This window comes from Gammaproteobacteria bacterium, assembly GCA_013696315.1.
In the GTDB taxonomy this organism is placed as follows: Bacteria; Pseudomonadota; Gammaproteobacteria; order JACCYU01; family JACCYU01; genus JACCYU01.
Map to the genome: position 1 here is coordinate 1 of JACCYU010000201.1, position 16,410 is coordinate 16,410.

General features: G+C 60.9%; 18 protein-coding genes. 7 read left to right on the forward strand and 11 right to left on the reverse strand.

The annotated features are described in order from the left end of the window. Positions 1–312, forward strand: a 312-nt coding sequence (locus H0V34_11710) for a helix-turn-helix transcriptional regulator (GenBank protein MBA2492325.1), incomplete at its 5' end; no start/stop codon positions are given. Between the two features lie 197 nt (positions 313–509). Here the strand turns inward: H0V34_11710 and H0V34_11715 are convergent. The 5 genes from H0V34_11715 to H0V34_11735 all read right to left on the reverse strand — a co-directional run bounded on the left by H0V34_11715 (position 510) and on the right by H0V34_11735 (position 3,324). Beyond that, positions 510–686: a type II toxin-antitoxin system HicA family toxin gene (locus tag H0V34_11715; GenBank protein ID MBA2492326.1), complete on the reverse strand. Its 177-nt coding sequence runs from the start codon at positions 684–686 to the stop codon at positions 510–512. A gap of 26 nt (positions 687–712) precedes the next feature. Next, positions 713–1,483, reverse strand: coding sequence for a putative DNA-binding domain-containing protein (locus tag H0V34_11720; protein MBA2492327.1), 771 nt, complete (start codon positions 1,481–1,483; stop codon positions 713–715). After that, positions 1,476–2,369, reverse strand: a complete 894-nt coding sequence (locus tag H0V34_11725) for a DUF692 domain-containing protein (GenBank protein ID MBA2492328.1) — start codon at positions 2,367–2,369, stop codon at positions 1,476–1,478. Before H0V34_11725 ends, H0V34_11720 begins: the two co-directional genes overlap by 8 nt. A gap of 113 nt (positions 2,370–2,482) precedes the next feature. Continuing rightward, positions 2,483–2,920 (reverse strand): DoxX family protein, encoded by a 438-nt coding sequence (locus H0V34_11730; protein ID MBA2492329.1) that lies wholly within the window; start codon positions 2,918–2,920, stop codon positions 2,483–2,485. 161 nt (positions 2,921–3,081) lie between these two features. Beyond that, entirely contained in the window at positions 3,082–3,324 is a 243-nt protein-coding gene (locus H0V34_11735; protein ID MBA2492330.1) for a low-complexity protein, read from the reverse strand. 203 nt (positions 3,325–3,527) lie between these two features. Here H0V34_11735 and H0V34_11740 point away from each other — a divergent pair, with 203 nt between their 5' ends. From H0V34_11740 to H0V34_11755, 4 genes are all read left to right on the forward strand, one after another. Beyond that, positions 3,528–4,058, forward strand: a complete 531-nt coding sequence (locus H0V34_11740; protein ID MBA2492331.1) for a sigma-70 family RNA polymerase sigma factor — start codon at positions 3,528–3,530, stop codon at positions 4,056–4,058. Next, on the forward strand, positions 4,058–4,717 hold the full coding sequence (locus tag H0V34_11745) for a DUF1109 family protein (GenBank protein ID MBA2492332.1): 660 nt from the start codon (positions 4,058–4,060) through the stop codon (positions 4,715–4,717). Before H0V34_11740 ends, H0V34_11745 begins: the two co-directional genes overlap by 1 nt. 580 nt (positions 4,718–5,297) lie before the next feature. After that, positions 5,298–6,560, forward strand: coding sequence for an acetamidase/formamidase family protein (locus H0V34_11750; GenBank protein MBA2492333.1), 1,263 nt, complete (start codon positions 5,298–5,300; stop codon positions 6,558–6,560). 122 nt (positions 6,561–6,682) lie between these two features. After that, the gene (locus tag H0V34_11755; GenBank protein ID MBA2492334.1) at positions 6,683–7,033 is read left to right on the forward strand and encodes a zinc ribbon domain-containing protein; all 351 of its coding nucleotides are present in this window, start codon (positions 6,683–6,685) and stop codon (positions 7,031–7,033) included. 118 nt (positions 7,034–7,151) lie between these two features. Here the strand turns inward: H0V34_11755 and H0V34_11760 are convergent, their stop codons facing one another. Next, positions 7,152–8,120 carry a helix-turn-helix transcriptional regulator gene (locus H0V34_11760; protein ID MBA2492335.1) on the reverse strand — a complete coding sequence of 323 codons (969 nt, stop codon included), beginning with the start codon at positions 8,118–8,120 and terminating at the stop codon, positions 7,152–7,154. Positions 8,121–8,991: 871 nt separating this feature from the next. Here H0V34_11760 and H0V34_11765 point away from each other — a divergent pair. Both H0V34_11765 and H0V34_11770 read left to right on the forward strand, forming a co-directional pair. Then, complete coding sequence (locus H0V34_11765) at positions 8,992–11,829, forward strand: bifunctional YncE family protein/alkaline phosphatase family protein (GenBank protein MBA2492336.1); 2,838 nt, start codon at positions 8,992–8,994, stop codon at positions 11,827–11,829. Between the two features lie 347 nt (positions 11,830–12,176). Then, positions 12,177–14,204, forward strand: a complete 2,028-nt coding sequence (locus tag H0V34_11770) for a TonB-dependent receptor (protein ID MBA2492337.1) — start codon at positions 12,177–12,179, stop codon at positions 14,202–14,204. 70 nt (positions 14,205–14,274) lie between these two features. On the opposite strand, the gene H0V34_11775 is transcribed toward H0V34_11770, so the two are convergent. The 5 genes from H0V34_11775 to H0V34_11795 all read right to left on the reverse strand — a co-directional run. Further along, entirely contained in the window at positions 14,275–14,535 is a 261-nt protein-coding gene (locus H0V34_11775) for a hypothetical protein (GenBank protein ID MBA2492338.1), read from the reverse strand. A gap of 163 nt (positions 14,536–14,698) precedes the next feature. Next, positions 14,699–15,388, reverse strand: a complete 690-nt coding sequence (nth, locus tag H0V34_11780) for an endonuclease III (GenBank protein ID MBA2492339.1) — start codon at positions 15,386–15,388, stop codon at positions 14,699–14,701. A 102-nt stretch (positions 15,389–15,490) separates the two neighbouring features. Further along, on the reverse strand, positions 15,491–15,754 hold the full coding sequence (locus H0V34_11785) for a Txe/YoeB family addiction module toxin (GenBank protein MBA2492340.1): 264 nt from the start codon (positions 15,752–15,754) through the stop codon (positions 15,491–15,493). Between the two features lie 10 nt (positions 15,755–15,764). Further along, positions 15,765–16,016, reverse strand: a complete 252-nt coding sequence (locus tag H0V34_11790) for a type II toxin-antitoxin system Phd/YefM family antitoxin (protein ID MBA2492341.1) — start codon at positions 16,014–16,016, stop codon at positions 15,765–15,767. A 113-nt stretch (positions 16,017–16,129) separates the two neighbouring features. Next, the coding region (locus H0V34_11795; GenBank protein ID MBA2492342.1) for an electron transport complex subunit RsxB at positions 16,130–16,410 on the reverse strand (281 nt) is incomplete at its 5' end.

Below are 16,410 nucleotides of genomic sequence, written 5' to 3' on the forward strand. Positions count from 1 at the left end.
CTGCACGAGCGTCCGGCGCAGGCCTGGACCTTGCGTGATCTCGCCAGGGAAGTGGGACTTTCGCGCTCCGCTCTCGCCGAGCGTTTCACGCACTTCGTGGGCCAACCACCCATGCAGTACCTCACGCAATGGCGGATGCAGTTGGCGGCTGGACTGCTGGCTCGTGGCACAGCCAACATGGCAACGGTCGCAATGGAGGTCGGCTATGAGTCCGAGGCTGCTTTCAACCGGGCTTTCAAAAAACTAACCGGCTTTCCGCCCGCCACTTGGCGTAAGCGCCAAACCCAACAGGGCCTAGCCGCGGCCGGATAGCAGTGACTTGCGGGGCGCGTGCAGCGAGCTATGCTCAAGCCGGGTAACAGGCATGGCGCACCCGGAGCATTTGAGATATGAGCCCACGCATTGCTGTACCGCACGCTGTCATGGCGTTTGCCCTGGTCGCCGCGCTGACGGTTAAATTTGTCCTACTCCCGCCACTCGACCATTTTTTACGTATCTGGCGCTGACTCTCACTTCTGTGACTCCTCGATGGCAAGCTCGGCGGCTCGAATCTGATAATGTTTTGCATCATCGCCAGATTTGCCGGTTATCGAAACCGGATGGGCTACTCGAGGATGAATGTAATTTCGGTGAGTGCCCTTGCCGCCTTTGTTTACAAAACCAGCCTGTTCAAGCCGCGCGATCATAGTGTCTGACCTTGGGTGGCAACGATTCAAGCGAGGCGCGTGCCGAGTACAACACCGGCGCTGTGCAATCGCGCGAGCGTCTGCGCGCCGCCCTGCGATACCAGCTCAGGCTGCGGGTGTTTGAGTTCCTCGGCGATCTGCGTTAACAGTTCGCGGCCTGTTCTTTCAGGCGATTCTTCCAGCAGTGCTACCAACCGCGCGGTGACCGGATTCACCTCCATGAAACCGAGCTTGTCCCGCGCGTCGCGGTGAACAAGCAGCCAGGTCGGCTGCTCGGCGGGCGCCGCGGGCCTGAAATCCGGGCCAATCCTGTGCACCGGATACTGATAGCTCAACAGCCACGCCAGCGGTGACAGCACCGGGCGGCCTTCCAGCAGGTCGCCTTGCGTATCGATGTGCGACCAGTCCGGTTCGTCCTCGGCAACCGACAACCCAAGCTCCACCCACTCGTAATGCGCCAGTTCCTTGATAAACGGCGGGTCTTCTGGCCGCGGTTCGCGTTCCTCTTGCAAATACTTCAGGAACTCCTGCGAGATCTCCAGAAAATATGGCGTGTGGCTACGGTGATGCGCGAAAAAATCCCGCGCCATGCGGTGCCAGTCGGCGTCGTTATAAAGCTGGCGCAGCACCGGAAAGCCGCTGGCTATGAATCCCTGGATGTTGTTGTAAAACAGGTTGCGGTAGATCGCCATGCGGCGGTCTTCGATATCTTGCGGTCTAGCGTTCACCTCCGGGTCGCGCACGTGCGCGGTGAACGCGAATTGCGCGCGCTGGAATTCGGGCAGGGCCTTATCCATGCGCGCTGGCCGCTGGTGTGGACTCGACGGTTTGCCATTTCCGTTGATACGCGTGGATTGTTTCGACCTCGGTCAGCAACTCGGGCAGCGGCGGAAAATTGAAGTCGCGCTCCAGCATCGTCGGGAACACGCCGAAGTGCGCGTAAGCCTCGTCCAGCAAGGTCCACACCGGATCGATGACATCGGCGCCATGCGTGTCGATAATCAGATCCACGTCTTCGCGGTAATGGCCGGCCACGTGACAGTAGGCGATGCGCTCGCCGGGCAGGGATTTCATAAAATCCAGCGGGTCGTAACGGTGATTGACCGAGTTGACGTAGATGTTGTTCACGTCCAGCAGCAGGTCGCAGTCGGCCCGTTCCAGCACCGCGTTGATGAACGTAGCTTCGTCCATTTGCGCGCCAGGGGCGGCATAGTAAGACACGTTCTCGATGGCGATACGGCGTTCCAGGATTTCCTGCACTCGCCGAATGCGCGCGGCCACGTAGTCCACGGCGTCTTCGGTGAACGGGATCGGCATCAGATCGTACATGTGGCCGTCGTCCGAGCAGTAACTCAAGTGCTCGCTGTAGGCGCGGATTCGGTGCGTATCGAGAAATGTCTTGATGTCGCCGACCAGTGCCTCGTCCAACGCCGAAGGTCCGCCCAGCGACAGGGACAGGCCGTGGGTGACGAAGGGATAACGTTCGGTGAGTGCGGACAAGCGTTTGCCGAGATTGCCGCCGACGTGGATCCAGTTCTCGGGCGCGACCTCCATGAAGTCCACCTGCGCCGGCGGCGTCGCCTCCAGCGATGTCAGCAGGTCACGGCGCAGTCCCAGGCCCGCCCCGGCCACGGCGTATTCTTTGCCGGCGATGGGTTGGTCAGCGATGGGCTTGTGCGGCATAGTCATGGTGCGCTCCTTATTGCCTGTGCATGCTATAAGTTGTAACAGAAATTGGACGCCGTTGCGGACATCGGGGTTCAATCAGATATGCCGTCGTTTCGTTCCACTCGCGTTCACACGTTACGCAGGAACCGCCGGGCGACCAGATAATCCACGCTCGCCTTGCCCGGGCCGCTGAACAGCAGCGGCAGCAGCATAATCAGGTACATCAGCGGCAGCTGGAAGCCGTTGTCGCATACGTTGTACCCGAGGCCGGCGTGCACTGTGTACCAGGCGACCAGGTCCAGAACAATGAACGCGGCGGCGAAGAATCTCGTGCCCAGACCGACCACCAGGGCCACGGCGCCTATTAACTCCGACCAGGTCGCGATCGCCCAGCTTATGTCGGTCGGCACCACGTTAAAGGGAAATGGGAACATGTCCATTACGTCGCCGAACCAGTTCTCGCCGCGCCATTTTTCCACGCCCGACAGCCAGAATTCATACGCGATCAGGGCGCGCAGTCCCAGTTGCGGCAGCCATTCGCCGATTCGGTTCAGTGCGTCGATCAGCGGATTTGCGGCGCGAAACACGATATTCACGGTACAGGTTCCTTCAATTCGATATGGGCGCCCGGCGCGGGCCGGTTAGTAGCGAACGCCCGGTGGTTTCAAGAAAAGAACCGGCGGACCGGAGACCGGCCCGCCGTATCATTGCAGGGCCAGCAGGCAGCTTACTTATTCTCGCCGCACTTACCCTCGCCGCATTTACCTTCCTTTTTCTTGTTAGAGCCGCACTTGCCATCGGCGAAGCGGACGACGTCCAGGTCAACGCCGGCCACCATGTAGCCGGACGAAAGTTCGGCCATGCCGAACGGGTTTTGTCCGGCGTTGGCCGCTGGTATGGCCGCCGCGCCTGCCGTCAGTGCCGCGCCGGCCGCGATCGCCAGCATTTTGAAATTGCGTTGCGTAGTCATGTTTCGATTCTCCTGTGAGGGTTGGGTAACGCTCTGATCGGCGTTACACCTGTCTATTCGTTATCACCCCGGCAAAGGTTACACTGCGCCGAAAAAAGCACGGTCGATGCGCTCCAACACGGGTGCCGATTAAGCGTTTCATCAATCGCAGAGTGTGTATGGAAAGACCGGAGGACGATGGGGATTCCGCGCTGCGCCGCTTGATGAAGGCGGCGCAGGAGGGCGATCGTGCGTCCTACGACCGGCTGTTGCACAGGCTCGTGCCGATGGTGCGCAACGCTGTGCGTATGCAGCGGAGTTTTTTAGGGCAAGCGGATATCGAGGATATCGTGCAGGACGTGTTGCTGTCGGTGCACGCTGTTCGCGCTACGTACAGTCCCGAGCGACCCTTCGCGCCGTGGCTGGCCGCGATCGTGCGCAACCGCGTGGCCGACAGTGGACGTCGTTACGTGCGTTCGAAGTCGGCCGAACAGGCAGCGGTTGGATTCTATGAAACCTTTTCGCCGGATGAAACGAATACTACTAAGGAAGACGGCTATGAAGATGCCGACGCGCTGCGCCATGCCATTGCAAGCCTGCCAGCCGGGCAGCGGCGCGCGGTGGAACTGATGAAGCTGCGTGAAATGTCATTGAAGGAGGCCGCGCACGAGTCTGGCATGAGCGTCGCGTCCCTGAAAGTGTCCGTGCACAGGGCGATCAAGTCGCTGCGCACCAGGCTAAAGAAGCGCGAATGATGGAAACGACAGGCGATCTGATCCGTAATCTGGTTGCGTCCGACAAAGGCGCGGGCCGGCTGCCGTCCCCGTGGCGGCGGGTATCGCTGTGGCTCACCGTCGCACTACCCTATGTTGCGCTGATCGTGATCGGCATGGGCGTGCGCGCCGACTTGAACGAAATGTCCAGCGCGCGTTTTCTGGTCGAACAAATCGCAACCCTGCTCACGGCGATCACCGCCGCGTTCGCCGCGTTCTGTGCGGTAATTCCCGGTGTTTCACGCCGGTTGCTGTTATTGCCACTGCTGCCGCTGACAGTGTGGCTTGGCAGTCTGGGACACGGCTGCCTGCAGGACTGGCTGCGCTATGGCGCGGCGGGGCTGACGATCGAACCCGACTGGCACTGCGCGCCCAGAATCGTGATCGTCGGCGCCATCCCCGCGATCGCGATGTTCGTCATGCTGCGTAAGGGCGCGCCGCTGGCGCCGCGCCTGACCATGGCGCTGGGCGCGCTGGCCGCGGCCGCGCTGGGGAATTTTGCCTTAAGGCTTTTTCATCCACCGGACACGAGCCTGATGGTGCTGGTCTGGCACTTCGGCGGGGTGGCGTTGCTCAGCGTGCTGGCCGGCGCTCTGGGGCGTTATCTTCATCACTGGCCCAGGGCGCCGCGTCTCGTCTGACGCCCGCCAACCTGTAACTGTCGCGACGGCGATTGCAGCCGCGACAGGTAAGCCGCGCCCGGTGAACGGCGAACACACCGTTGGCCGTACGTATGCCCACTGAGCGCCCGACAGCTAAAATTACCGTACCACGCGATCGTCACAACTGCCATAGCCGCACCGGATACTCACTACCGTCACTTGATCAGAGGTTCCTTATCTAACTGGGTGATATGAATGTCACCTCCCTGGATTACCGAGACTCCCAGCGCTGGGGGATGGCCGCAAGGATCTGACCGCATACAATTGCCAATAGCATAGAGGGCTCTGGTCTGCGTCTCTGGCCGCTCTCAAGTTCATGGCAAGAGCCGCATGCGAAGCGAAGATGAACAAGTGAGCCTAAGGAACAGCACGTCAAAACGCAGTTTGTGGCATCCCGATAATTCCGATCGTCCGGCGGTTCAAACCGAGCGACGAGCCAACAGGAGGACTCAATATGGAACCCGACAACAGTTATACGCAACCCGCTAACCCGGAGCGACGCCAGTTTATAACCCACGCAGCCGGTGCGGCCGCCGCGACAGCTGTGGCTTCGGCTACGATGGGCGGGAGCACCTCCGTTGCTGCCGCGGAAAAAAGCGGCAACACTGCGTTTCTGGCCGAGATGAACAAGCGCCCCGAGGACCAGCGGATCAAGACCCATAACCGCTGGCATCCCGATATTCCTTTCGTCCAGTGGTTCAAGCCTGGTGATGAATTCAGGGTGGAGTGCTACGACTGGACCGGCGGTCAGATCAAGAACGACAACAGCGCAAACGACGTGCGCGACGTCGATCTGACCCTTGTTCACTACTTGAGCGGGCCGTTCGGCGTGCAGGGCGCGGAGCCCGGCGATCTGCTCGTGGTGGATCTTCTGGAAATCGGCTACTTGCCAGACTCCAAGTGGGGTTTCACCGGAATCTTCGCGAAGGAGAACGGCGGCGGTTTCCTGGTCGATCACTTCGCCGAAGCGCGCAAAGTGTGTTGGGATTTTCACGGCATGTACTGCTCATCGCGCCATATTCCTGACGTGGAATGGCCGGGCATCGTCCATCCGGGTTTAATCGGATGCCTGCCTGATCGCGCACTGCTGGAAAAGGCAAACAAACGCGAGGCGGCGCTACTTGCCACCAATCCGAATCGCGTCCCGCCGCTGCTCGCGCCTCCCTACGGCGACACCGCCCTAATGGGGCAGATGTCGGGGAGTGCCGCGAAACGGGCCGGAGCGGAGGCGTGGCGTACGGTTCCACCGCGCGAGCATGGCGGTAACTGCGACATCAAGAATCTCTCGCGTGGCTCGAGTATCTACTTCCCCGTTTACGTGAAGGGCGGTGGCCTTTCCATGGGCGATATCCACTGGTCACAAGGCGACGGCGAGATCACCTTCTGCGGGGCCATCGAGATGGCGGGGTGGATGGATCTGCGGGTCGATCTGATTAAAGGCGGTGTGGCCAAGTACGGGATCACCAATCCGATCTTCAAGCCGAGCCGGACGGAACCGCACTTCTCCGAATACCTGGTGTTCGAGGGCATATCGGTCGATGAGATGACGGGTGAACAGTACTACCTGGACGCTCATGTGGCCTACCGGCGCGCTTGCCTCAATGCGATCGAGTATCTGAAGAAGTTCGGCTACACCGGCGAGCAGGCGTACATGATCCTGGGAACGGCGCCGGTCGAAGGGCGCATCAGCGGCATCGTGGATATTCCGAACGCCTGCTGCACGCTCGCGATTCCGACCGAAATCTTCAACTTCGACATTCGCCCCGCCGCTTCTGGTCCCATGCACAAGGTTCCGCGAGTCAGCATCGGGACGACGAACTAAGCGCGCTCATGGGGCTAAGGTGTTATCCCTTCGCCCATCTGGCCTGCGAGTTGGCCGTACCGAGGGGTGCGTCCGGCTCGTGTGCGGTCGCGCGCTGTGATCGAACACTTAAGGAGGTATTTATGCCCACCTACGATTACCGATGTAACCAATGTGGCGACTTCGAGCTGCGGCGCCCAATGAGTGAGTTCAGTGCGCCCGCGCGCTGTCCGCACTGTCAGGCCGACGCTCGTCGCCTTATTGCGGCGCCGTATCTTGCAACGATGAATCCGCATACGCGTATCGCCTGCGCGCGCAATGAGAAGAGCGCGGATGCGCCGCGGGTAATGTCTCGCGAGCAACTCCACCAGGCGGGCCAACTCCGCGGGCATCTTCATAGCCATGCTCATGGACATCGCGACCCGAGACTTGCACGCGCCGGGGTCGGAGAGGACTGGGTGCGTTCAAGTCGACCTTCGATGCTTGGACATTAGTGCGACCGCCGCTGGCGCTACATTCGCTCGCGAAATCTATTTCCCCCGAATGGGGGAGAAGTGACTCTCCTAATCACTACTCTGCCGGACGGACGAGGCGTGTAGGCGCGCGGCCGTGTTAGAGCTTGTTGATGCAGATACGCGCGTGGCGATGCACGAGTTCCATCTGTCCGTACGTGTTGGTTTTCTGAAAGATCTGCTTTAGATGGCTACGGACTGTATTCTCGGACACGCGCAGCGTGCGGGCGATGACCGGGAGAGTGTTCCCCGCGAATACCAGGGCGCTAACCTTTGACTGGGCCGGCGTCAGCTCGAACTGGCGGGCGAAGGGGCACGCGCATGGGTCGTGATCGACCCATGGACTGCTCGCCGTCACCGTCACGAGATCGCGGAACAACGCCGCATCGGACAAGAAGACCCGGCCCGCCGGGCGAACCACCACCTGTGGGGGCTGTCCCGCGTGCGGCGACGATAGAGTGACGACGCGCGCCGCCGTTTGGGCGTCTGAGCTTTCCAGGCCGGCAACCTGCTCGACAGCTTCGTACAGCGCCTTTTGTTCGGCCGGGGTCGCCGCGTTGAGGACATCGCCGTTGAGGCGCAACCCGAACAATCGATCCCCTGATTCACTGGCCGCTTTGTTGCGGAATACAATGCGGCCGTCTCGCGTGGCGAGGACTGTTGCCCGCCCGTTCTGATCGATTATCCGCATTAAGGCCTTGGCGATCTGGTCTGCCTCCGCGAAGCGCCAACGTTGCTCGAGGGCCAGAGAGAGGTGCGGCAGCAGGCTCTTGAGCAACGACTTGTGGCGTTCGCGAAACGCGCTCTGGTGCTCGGCGCGGTGGGTGGCGACGTAGGCGACCATGTCATTGCGTCGCGCCGCGACCGCGCACAGACGGCGGAATAGACCAAAAGGCCTCACCACATCCCGGTAGAAATCCATCCGGATTAGCTCGCGGTTGCTGATCAGCTCTTCGCCGCTCATCACGCGTCCGTCCGCATAATCCTGGCTGGAAAGAAACCAGGGATTGCGGGACGCGTATCTGGCGTAGGCGGCTCGTAACGCCGGACTCTCGGGCGATTCGCACACCAGTTCGCCCTGTCCGTTGGAGAAGTTATGACTGCCAAGTACGACCAAACTTGCATTCAGTCGCCGTCTCAGCAAGTCAAGTGTGTCGCGCCAACCGCAGTTCCAGTCGCCTGCCGCATGGATGCGGTAAACCAACGATTGCGGAACAACGGGCGAATGGGTCACGGGACTCCGGTCGAAAGCGCCATGTTTCGTCCTACATCAAGCGTGAGGAGTTACCGCTAGCAAGCGCATCATGATGTGCTCAGGTATCTGGATATGTTGCACAGCATAAGATATGCCACCGGGCACGATCGCGTCGGCAATGGCGAGACAGGCGGGCTTGCCGCTCTTGCGAATGCAATTGGTTTGCGCCTTGCGGCATGCGAGCTGAATACCTTCCCTATCCGTCTTTGTGAACATGCCCCGAAATCAACCGTCGGCGCGGCGTTTCGCACTTAAATTGCGCCCCATGCGATTGGAATAAATCCGTGTGCTGGACTGCTGCGTCGGCAGCTCGAGGCCAGGAGAAATACTAAAACACTAAAAAAGCAGGAGCGTGCGTCAACAAGCGTTCATCGCTTGTTCAAGATACCGTCATCCCTTGGTCACAAGTGCGCACGAAACTCCTCGGCAGAAGTTCAACCTCAAGGGGGCACGAAACCCACCTCCTCAACCCGCCATCTGGAACAGGCGACATTCCTGTGTTTCTCATTATCGGAGGTAAGCCATGATGCAACGAATTCCATTTCATTCGGCGTGTGTAGCCGGCGCTGTCGCCGCCACCATGCTGGCCAGCGGACTGAGCGGCGCGGCGGCGCAAAGCGACGGCGTGAATCTCGCCAGGCCGGGTCAGTGGCAACCCGCCGAGGGAGAGATTCTGCCGACTGGCATGCGCATCACCCCCGAGGCCGCGGAATCGGCGCTTTTCAAACCCCTGAACCCGAACCTGCCAGGGTTTCCGGGTTATCTCGCCGGCCAGGCGGTGGACACGGCCATCAGCCCGGATGGCGACACGATGCTGGTGCTCACTAGCGGCTACAATCGTCTCAACGATTCTGGCGGCGAGCAGATTCCGGAGGCTTCCAACGAATACGTGTTCGTCTACGATATCAGCCGCGGCAAGCCAAAGAAGAGCCAGGTTCTGCAGGTGCCGAATACCTACAACGGCATCACCTGGAATCCGGCGCGGCAGGAGTTCTACGTGTCGGGCGGCGTGGACGACAACGTGCACGTATACAGTAATGCCGGCGGCGCGTGGGCCGAAGACGGCATGCCTATCGAGTTGGGGCACGAAGCAGGTCTTGGTGTCGGCGTGGCGCCGCTCGCTGCTGGTGTGGCGGTCAGTTCCTCGGGCAACAGGCTGCTCGTGGTCAATCTGGAGAACGATTCGGTATCACTTATCGATCTCGATCTGCGGGTCGAGATCGCGGAGCAGGATTTGCGTCCCGGTCTGATCGATCCTGGCATGTCGGGTGTCGCGGGCGGTGAATATCCGTTCGGCGTGATCCTCAAGGGCGACGACAAGGCTTACGTCACCAGCCAGCGGGATCGCGAGATCGTGGTGCTGGCTATAGAGGACGACATGTTGAGCGTCAGCGGCCGTATTGAAACCGAGGGTCAGCCCAATCATCTGGTAATCAACGCGGCCGGCACCCGCCTGTACGTGGCAAGCGACAACAGCGACACGGTGGACGTGGTCGACACCGGATCCGACGAGATCATCGAGCAGATCTCCACCACCGCGCCAGAGTCAATTTTCCCCAACGAGAAAGGCTTCAAGGGCAGCAATCCGAATAATCTTGCCCTGTCGCCGGACGAGGCAACCCTGTTCGTCACCAACGGCGGCACCAACTCGGTGGCCTTCGTCGAACTCGGCGAGATCGCGCTCGATCCCGCGCTGGCGGAAGCCCGTAGCGCCGACGCTGCCGAAGACTCCGGGCTTGCGCAAGAGAGCGAAGTCATCGGCCTGATCCCGACCGGCTGGTATCCCAATGCGGTCAGCGTAAGCGCCGACGGCGGCTGGTTGTACGCAGTCAACGGCAAGGACGAAGCCGGCCCCAATCCGGGCGGATGCACCGACAATCTGTCCGAGGAAGAGGATGCAACCGCTGAGTGCAGTGGCAGGAACCTCTATGTGTGGCAGCTTGAAAAAGCCGGGCTGCTGGCGATGCCGATGCCCGATGCACAGCAGTTAGCGACGCTGACCTGGCAGGTCGCGGCAAATGGTAATTTCCCGAGTGTTGAAGACCACAATGCGCATGCCGATATCATGGGATATCTGCGCGACCGGATCGATCATGTGATCTACATCGTCAAGGAAAACCGTACCTACGACCAGGTGCTGGGCGATCTGGAAGTGGGCAACGGCGACCCGAGCCTGGCCATTCTTTCCCCGTACGCGCCTAACCATCAGCAGTGGGCGCGCCAGTTCGTCACCCTGGACAACTTCTACGACAGCGGCGAGACCAGCAACACCGGCTGGAACTGGACCACGGCAGCGCGAACTACGGACTACACGGAGAAAACTTCGCCGGTCAACTATGCCGGCCGCGGGCTGACCTATGACTGGGAAGGCAGCAACCGCAATATCAATGTCGCTTACGAGAGCATTGCGAAGCGCCAGTTGATCAACCCGGACGTTCCCTATGATCCGGACCTGCTGCCCGGCACCGCGGACGTCGCCGCCCCGGACGGGCCGGAAAGCGAGGTCGAGGAGAACGAGGCCGGCACCGGCTATCTGTGGGACGCGGCGTTACGCGCGGGTCATTCGGTGCGTAACTACGGATTCTACGGCAGCAACACGGAGTTTGTGCCGGTCGAGGATCCGTACACGGCCGGTGCTGTGCAGTTCTATCCCGCCAAAGAGTCTCTGAAAGGCCGCACCGACCTCTACTTCCGCGGCTACGATCAGCAATACCCGGACCTGTGGCGTTACCAGGAGTGGGAGCGCGAGTTCGACCAGTACGTGGCCAACGGCAACCTGCCTAACTTGAGCCTGGTGCGCCTCGGTCACGATCACTTCGGCGATTTCGACACGGCCACGGCCGGCGTCAACACGATCGAGACGCAGATGGCCGACAACGACTACGCCACCGCGCGTCTGATCGAGAAGATCGCCAAAAGCCCGTACGCGCACAACACGCTGATCTTCGTCATCGAGGACGACGCGCAGGCCGGCGGCGACCACGTCGATGCCCACCGCAGCATCGGCTACGTTATCGGGCCGTACGTCAAGCAGAGCGCGGTGGTGTCCGAGCATTACACCACCGTGAGCATGCTGCGCACCATCGAGGACGTCCTCGGCATGCAGCCGATGGGGCTGAACGACGGTCTCGCCGAGCCCATGGCCGATGTGTTCGACCGCAACCAGGTGGAGTGGGATTACAAGGCCATCGTGCCGGAAATCCTGCGCACCACGGAGCTGACTCTGCCGCCGAAAGGACTGGCCGCCACCTTGGCCGCGGTCGATTACCCCGTCTGCTTCGACCAGCCGCAACAGAGCGCGGCTTACTGGGCGCACGCTATGCGCGGCCAGGATTTCACGGTCGAGGATAATCTCAATACAGCGCGCTTCAATCACGCCCTGTGGGCCGGGCTGAAGGGCGAGGATGCGCCCTATCCGGCCATTCGACACGGCAGGGACATGCGGGAGGATCGTCAAGCGCTGCTCACCCGCCATGAGGCCAGTCTGCAGCAAACCTGTAGTTCGCAACTGGCGAAACGGTAACGATCAATGACGGTCTGCGGCGGCTTGATACGCCGCCGCAGACCGCGTTGCATTCGCCGGTTCGTCGCTCGTAGAAGAATCCACAAGGTTGTTGATGCACATGCATCACGTGTAGGCCTGGAACGCATCCCAAAACTCCTTTTGTCATTCCGAACCTCTCACTGCGTTCTAGAAACTCCACGAGGAATCTGTGCAGTCGGTCGACTGCGCCATGATTCTTCAGGCGCGGAGCCGGTCCCTTCGGCAAGCTTCGGGCAGGCTATGAGCTTCACCGAAGGGCGCCTTCAGAATGACAACGTCAAGTTCCGGGATGGCTTGTAATCACTCGAATATCAAGTTCTGTCACCATGCTCCGACAACACCGTATCAGCCGCTATGCCGCGCTGGCTCTACTTGCTTCGGGCAGCACTTTCACTTTCGCTCAGAAACCGATCCTGCTGCCGGAAATCGCCGTCACCGCCGCCAGGAGCGAGCGCGGCGTTTTCGACACCCCGCAGGCGACCACGGTCATCGGCGAGCGGGCGATTGCCCAGGCGAACGTTTCGCAGACACCAGACCTGCTTCGTTATGCGCATGGCGTCTACGTCCAGCGCACCAACCTCGGTGGCGGTTCACCGTTTATCCGTGGTCTGACGGGTAAACAGGTGCTGATTCTGGTGGATGGCGTGCGCCTGAATAACTCGTTCTATCGCTTCGGCCCGCATCAGTACCTGAACACGATTGACTCGAACATCATCAAGCGGATCGAAGTGGTGCGCGGTCCGGGTTCGGTGCTCTACGGCAGCGATGCGCTGGGCGGGGTCATCAACATCATCACCAAGCGCCGAACGGCTTTTTCGAGTTCGGCGGATCTGGGCGGGCTGATCGAAGGCCGTTATGACAGCGCGGTCAACGGCGGCGGTGCGCGTGCGCAGTTCGAAGGCAACCGCAACGACATCGGGTTCATCGGCGGCGTTAGCGGCAAGGTCTTCGATGACCTGGAAGGCGGCGACGGGGTCGGCGAGCAGGTCCCCAGCGGCTATGACGAACTCGATGCGGATCTGAAGCTCAACTGGCGGGCCGATGAGCACAACGAGTTTATCGTCGCCGGCCAGTACACCCGCCAGTACGACGTCCCCAAGACCAGCGAGGTCACCTTAGGCGACCTGCTCAAGTTCAACTACGAGCCGCAGGAGCGCGAGCTTGCCTACGCCGAATATCGCGGCAATCGCTTCGGCCCGTTCGATCAGATACGGGTGAATCTCTCCTACAACCGCCAGCAGGAAGGCGAAGAGATCATCGACGGAGAAGCGCCCCTGATCGAAACGCGTGAACTGACCGATGTCGAGACCAAGGGCGCGACGGTGCAGCTCACAAACTTTCTCGGCCAAAGTCATCGCCTGACTTACGGCGTGGATTACTATCGCGACGATTACGACACCGGCAAGATTGAGATCGATCGGCCGACCGGCGTCGAGACTGCCATCCAGCCCGGTACGCCGGACGGCGCGTTTTACACCAGCATCGGCGCCTACGCGCAGGACGAATTCACGCTGACCGATCGCGCGGATTTGATTGCCGGCATTCGCTACAGCCGCTTCGAGACCGAGGGTGAGCTGGGCGCCGAAAACCTGAGTCTGGAGACCGATAGATTCACGGGCAGTCTCAACGCGCTGTATAGTGTCACGCCCTCGCTGCATCTCGTTGGCGGCGTCGCGCAGGGCTTTCGCGCGCCCAACATCGAGGACTTTTTCGGTCGCGTCGATTTCTTCAGCGAGATCCCGAACACGGCGTTGAAACCCGAGGAATCGATTAACGGCGAGATCGGTCTGAAGTTCTTCGAAGGCGGCACGTCGGCGGATATCTATTACTTCTACAGCGACTACGAAAACCTCATCGACCGCGTGGAGGTCGGCACCCAGCCCGACGGGACGCCGATCGTGCAGCGGCAGAATATAAATGAGGCGCGCATCCATGGCGTCGAGGCCGGTATCGCGCAAGGATTCAGCCGGCACTGGTGGGCCGCGGCGACCGTGGCCTGGACCGATGGCGAAGACAACAGCACGGGCGAGCCGTTGCGCCGCATCCCGCCGCTAAACGGATCACTGCGCGTGCGTTTCCTGCCGAGTTCACGGCTGTGGTTCGAGGCGGCCGCACTGGTGGCCGAGCGGCAGGACGAGCTTTCCGATGAGGATATTGAAGATCCGCGAATCGGGCCTGACGGTACCCCGGGCTACACCGTGTTTAACCTGAGCGCGGGTTACAGCCCGACCCCGCATCAGCAGCTACTGGTCACCCTTGAAAACTTAAGCGACAAGACCTACAAGACGCACGGCTCCGGGCTCTTCTTGCCTGGTCGCAGCGTAGCGATCACCTATAGAGTTGGATTCGAATAATCTGTATTGAAAACGGTGGGCCGCACGCGGAAGCGACCCACCATTTGTTTTCAGCATGCGGGGCGATCGGCTACTTCTCGCCGCACTTGCCCTCGCCGCATTTCCCTTCGCCTTTCTTATCTTTGCCGTATAACTTCTTCTTGTCCTTCATCTCGCCGCATTTTCCCTCACCGCACTTGCCTTCGCCCTTCTCGGCTACCGTGTAGCCGGAAGACAAGGCATTCATGCCGAACGGGTTTTCGTCCGCGTTGGCGACGGGCATAGCCGCGACGCCGGCGGTCAACGCCGCGCCAGCGGCGATGGCCAGAGGTTTCAGATTGCGTTTGCTCATTGGAAAGTCTCCGTGCGTGAATTGAGTGTGACGGGGCCCACCACGGGGTTTACTCCCGGAGATCGGGCTTACCAGCAGAACGGCGCCAAGCTTTTGAGCGCCTTAATTCCTGACTCCGGCATGGTAAAACCGATCCCCAATAAGTCCGAGGCAGGCATGGTTCTCAGGAGCGGGCGAGCTTCCCGCCGCGCCGATCGTGAATCGCCGCGATCGAGGCATCTTCGGGCGTTTTATCCGGATATTCGCACAAATCGGCAATGACGCACCGCGGACATTTCGGGCGGCGCGCGACGCACACGTAGCGCCCGTGCAGGATCAGCCAGTGATGCGCGTTGTGGCGGAATTCCGCGGGCACCAGACGCATTAGTCTGTCTTCAACTTCGGTGACGTTGCGGCCTTTGGCGATACGCGTGCGGTTGGCGACGCGGAACACGTGCGTATCCACCGCGATCGTGGCCTCGTCAAAGGCGTTGTTCAGGATCACGCTGGCGGTCTTGCGGCCCACTCCTGGCAGCGCCTGCAGTTGTTCCCGATTCCGCGGCACCTGCCCGCCGTGCCGCTCCAGGAGCATGCGGCAGGCGCCGATAATGTTTCTGGCCTTGCTGTTGTAAAGCCCGATGGTTTTTATGTACGACTTGAGCCCGTCTTCGCCGAGGTCGAGGATCGCGCGCGGCGTGCCGGCGACTGGAAACAGGCGCGCGGTGGCCTTGTTGACACTCACATCGGTGGCCTGCGCCGAGAGGATCACCGCCACCAGCAGTTCGAACGGCGACCCGTAAACCAGCTCGCCGCGTGGCTCCGGCAGCGCGGCGCGCAGGCGCGTGAATATCTCATGGCGCTTGCGCGCATTCATCGTTGGCTCGGGCAGCACACGAGGCCGGGAGAGTTCGTCTGAACGCCAGCGCTATGCGCTTGGCTACCTGGGATCATTCCGGGATCATTCGAGGCGGACCGGTCATTTGTAGTGCGTCCACATGCGCAGAACGTGTACTACCTGCTTTTGCTGGTCAATCCGATAAACCAGCCGATGCTGAATGTTTATGCGCCGGGAGTAAATGCCACTCAAATTGCCGACCAGCTTCTCGTAACGCGGTGGTGCTTGCAGTGGACCCGAACGCAGCACGTGCAGGAGAACCTCGGTCCTAGATTTCAGTCCTGCCCGCGCCAGCTTGTTGGCGTCCTTGACTGCCTGACGGCTCAGGACGACTTGCCACGCCATGCGCCGTCTGTCACCACTTGAGTTTTTCCAGCGGCGTCCCGTTCTCCAGCGGTTCCCTGGCGGCTTCGTGAATGCTGTCTACGAGCCCTTGTATCTGGTTCAGGTAAATCGTTTCTTCGATGGCACGCCAGTCGTCGGCGCCCAGCACGACGAAGTCTTCTCCGTTGCGACGCTTGACATGCAGCGCGCGGTGCTCGCGGATGACCTTGTCGACTTCGGATTTAAGGTTCTCGCGGAAGTGGTTGGCGGTAATTTCATTCATGGCGGTATCCTGGCCAATTACTGACCGTACCGGGAGGTCGTACGGTTGTCAACAGCCGTAAAAACCTGTTAATGCGGCGCACCGCAGGACCGGCCATTGTTAACGCCGCTGGTTCAGCGGGTGCGCGCCGCGCGCTTCGCCTTGACCCTTGCCACCGCCGCACGGATCACGGCCTGTTTTTGTTCCAGGGTGAGCCGCGCGGGTTGCGATGATGACGCAGGTCGTGCGGTTTCCCGTGCCGCCGCGTCGCGGGCCAGACGCAGGTTGCGCCACTCGTATCTTGCGCGTGCGCGATCGGCCTTTTCACGCGCGCGTTGATCGTTCGCCGGCACGACATCCGCGCCGGCCGACACCAGATCGATGCAATCCACGGGACAGGGCGGCAGGCACAGTT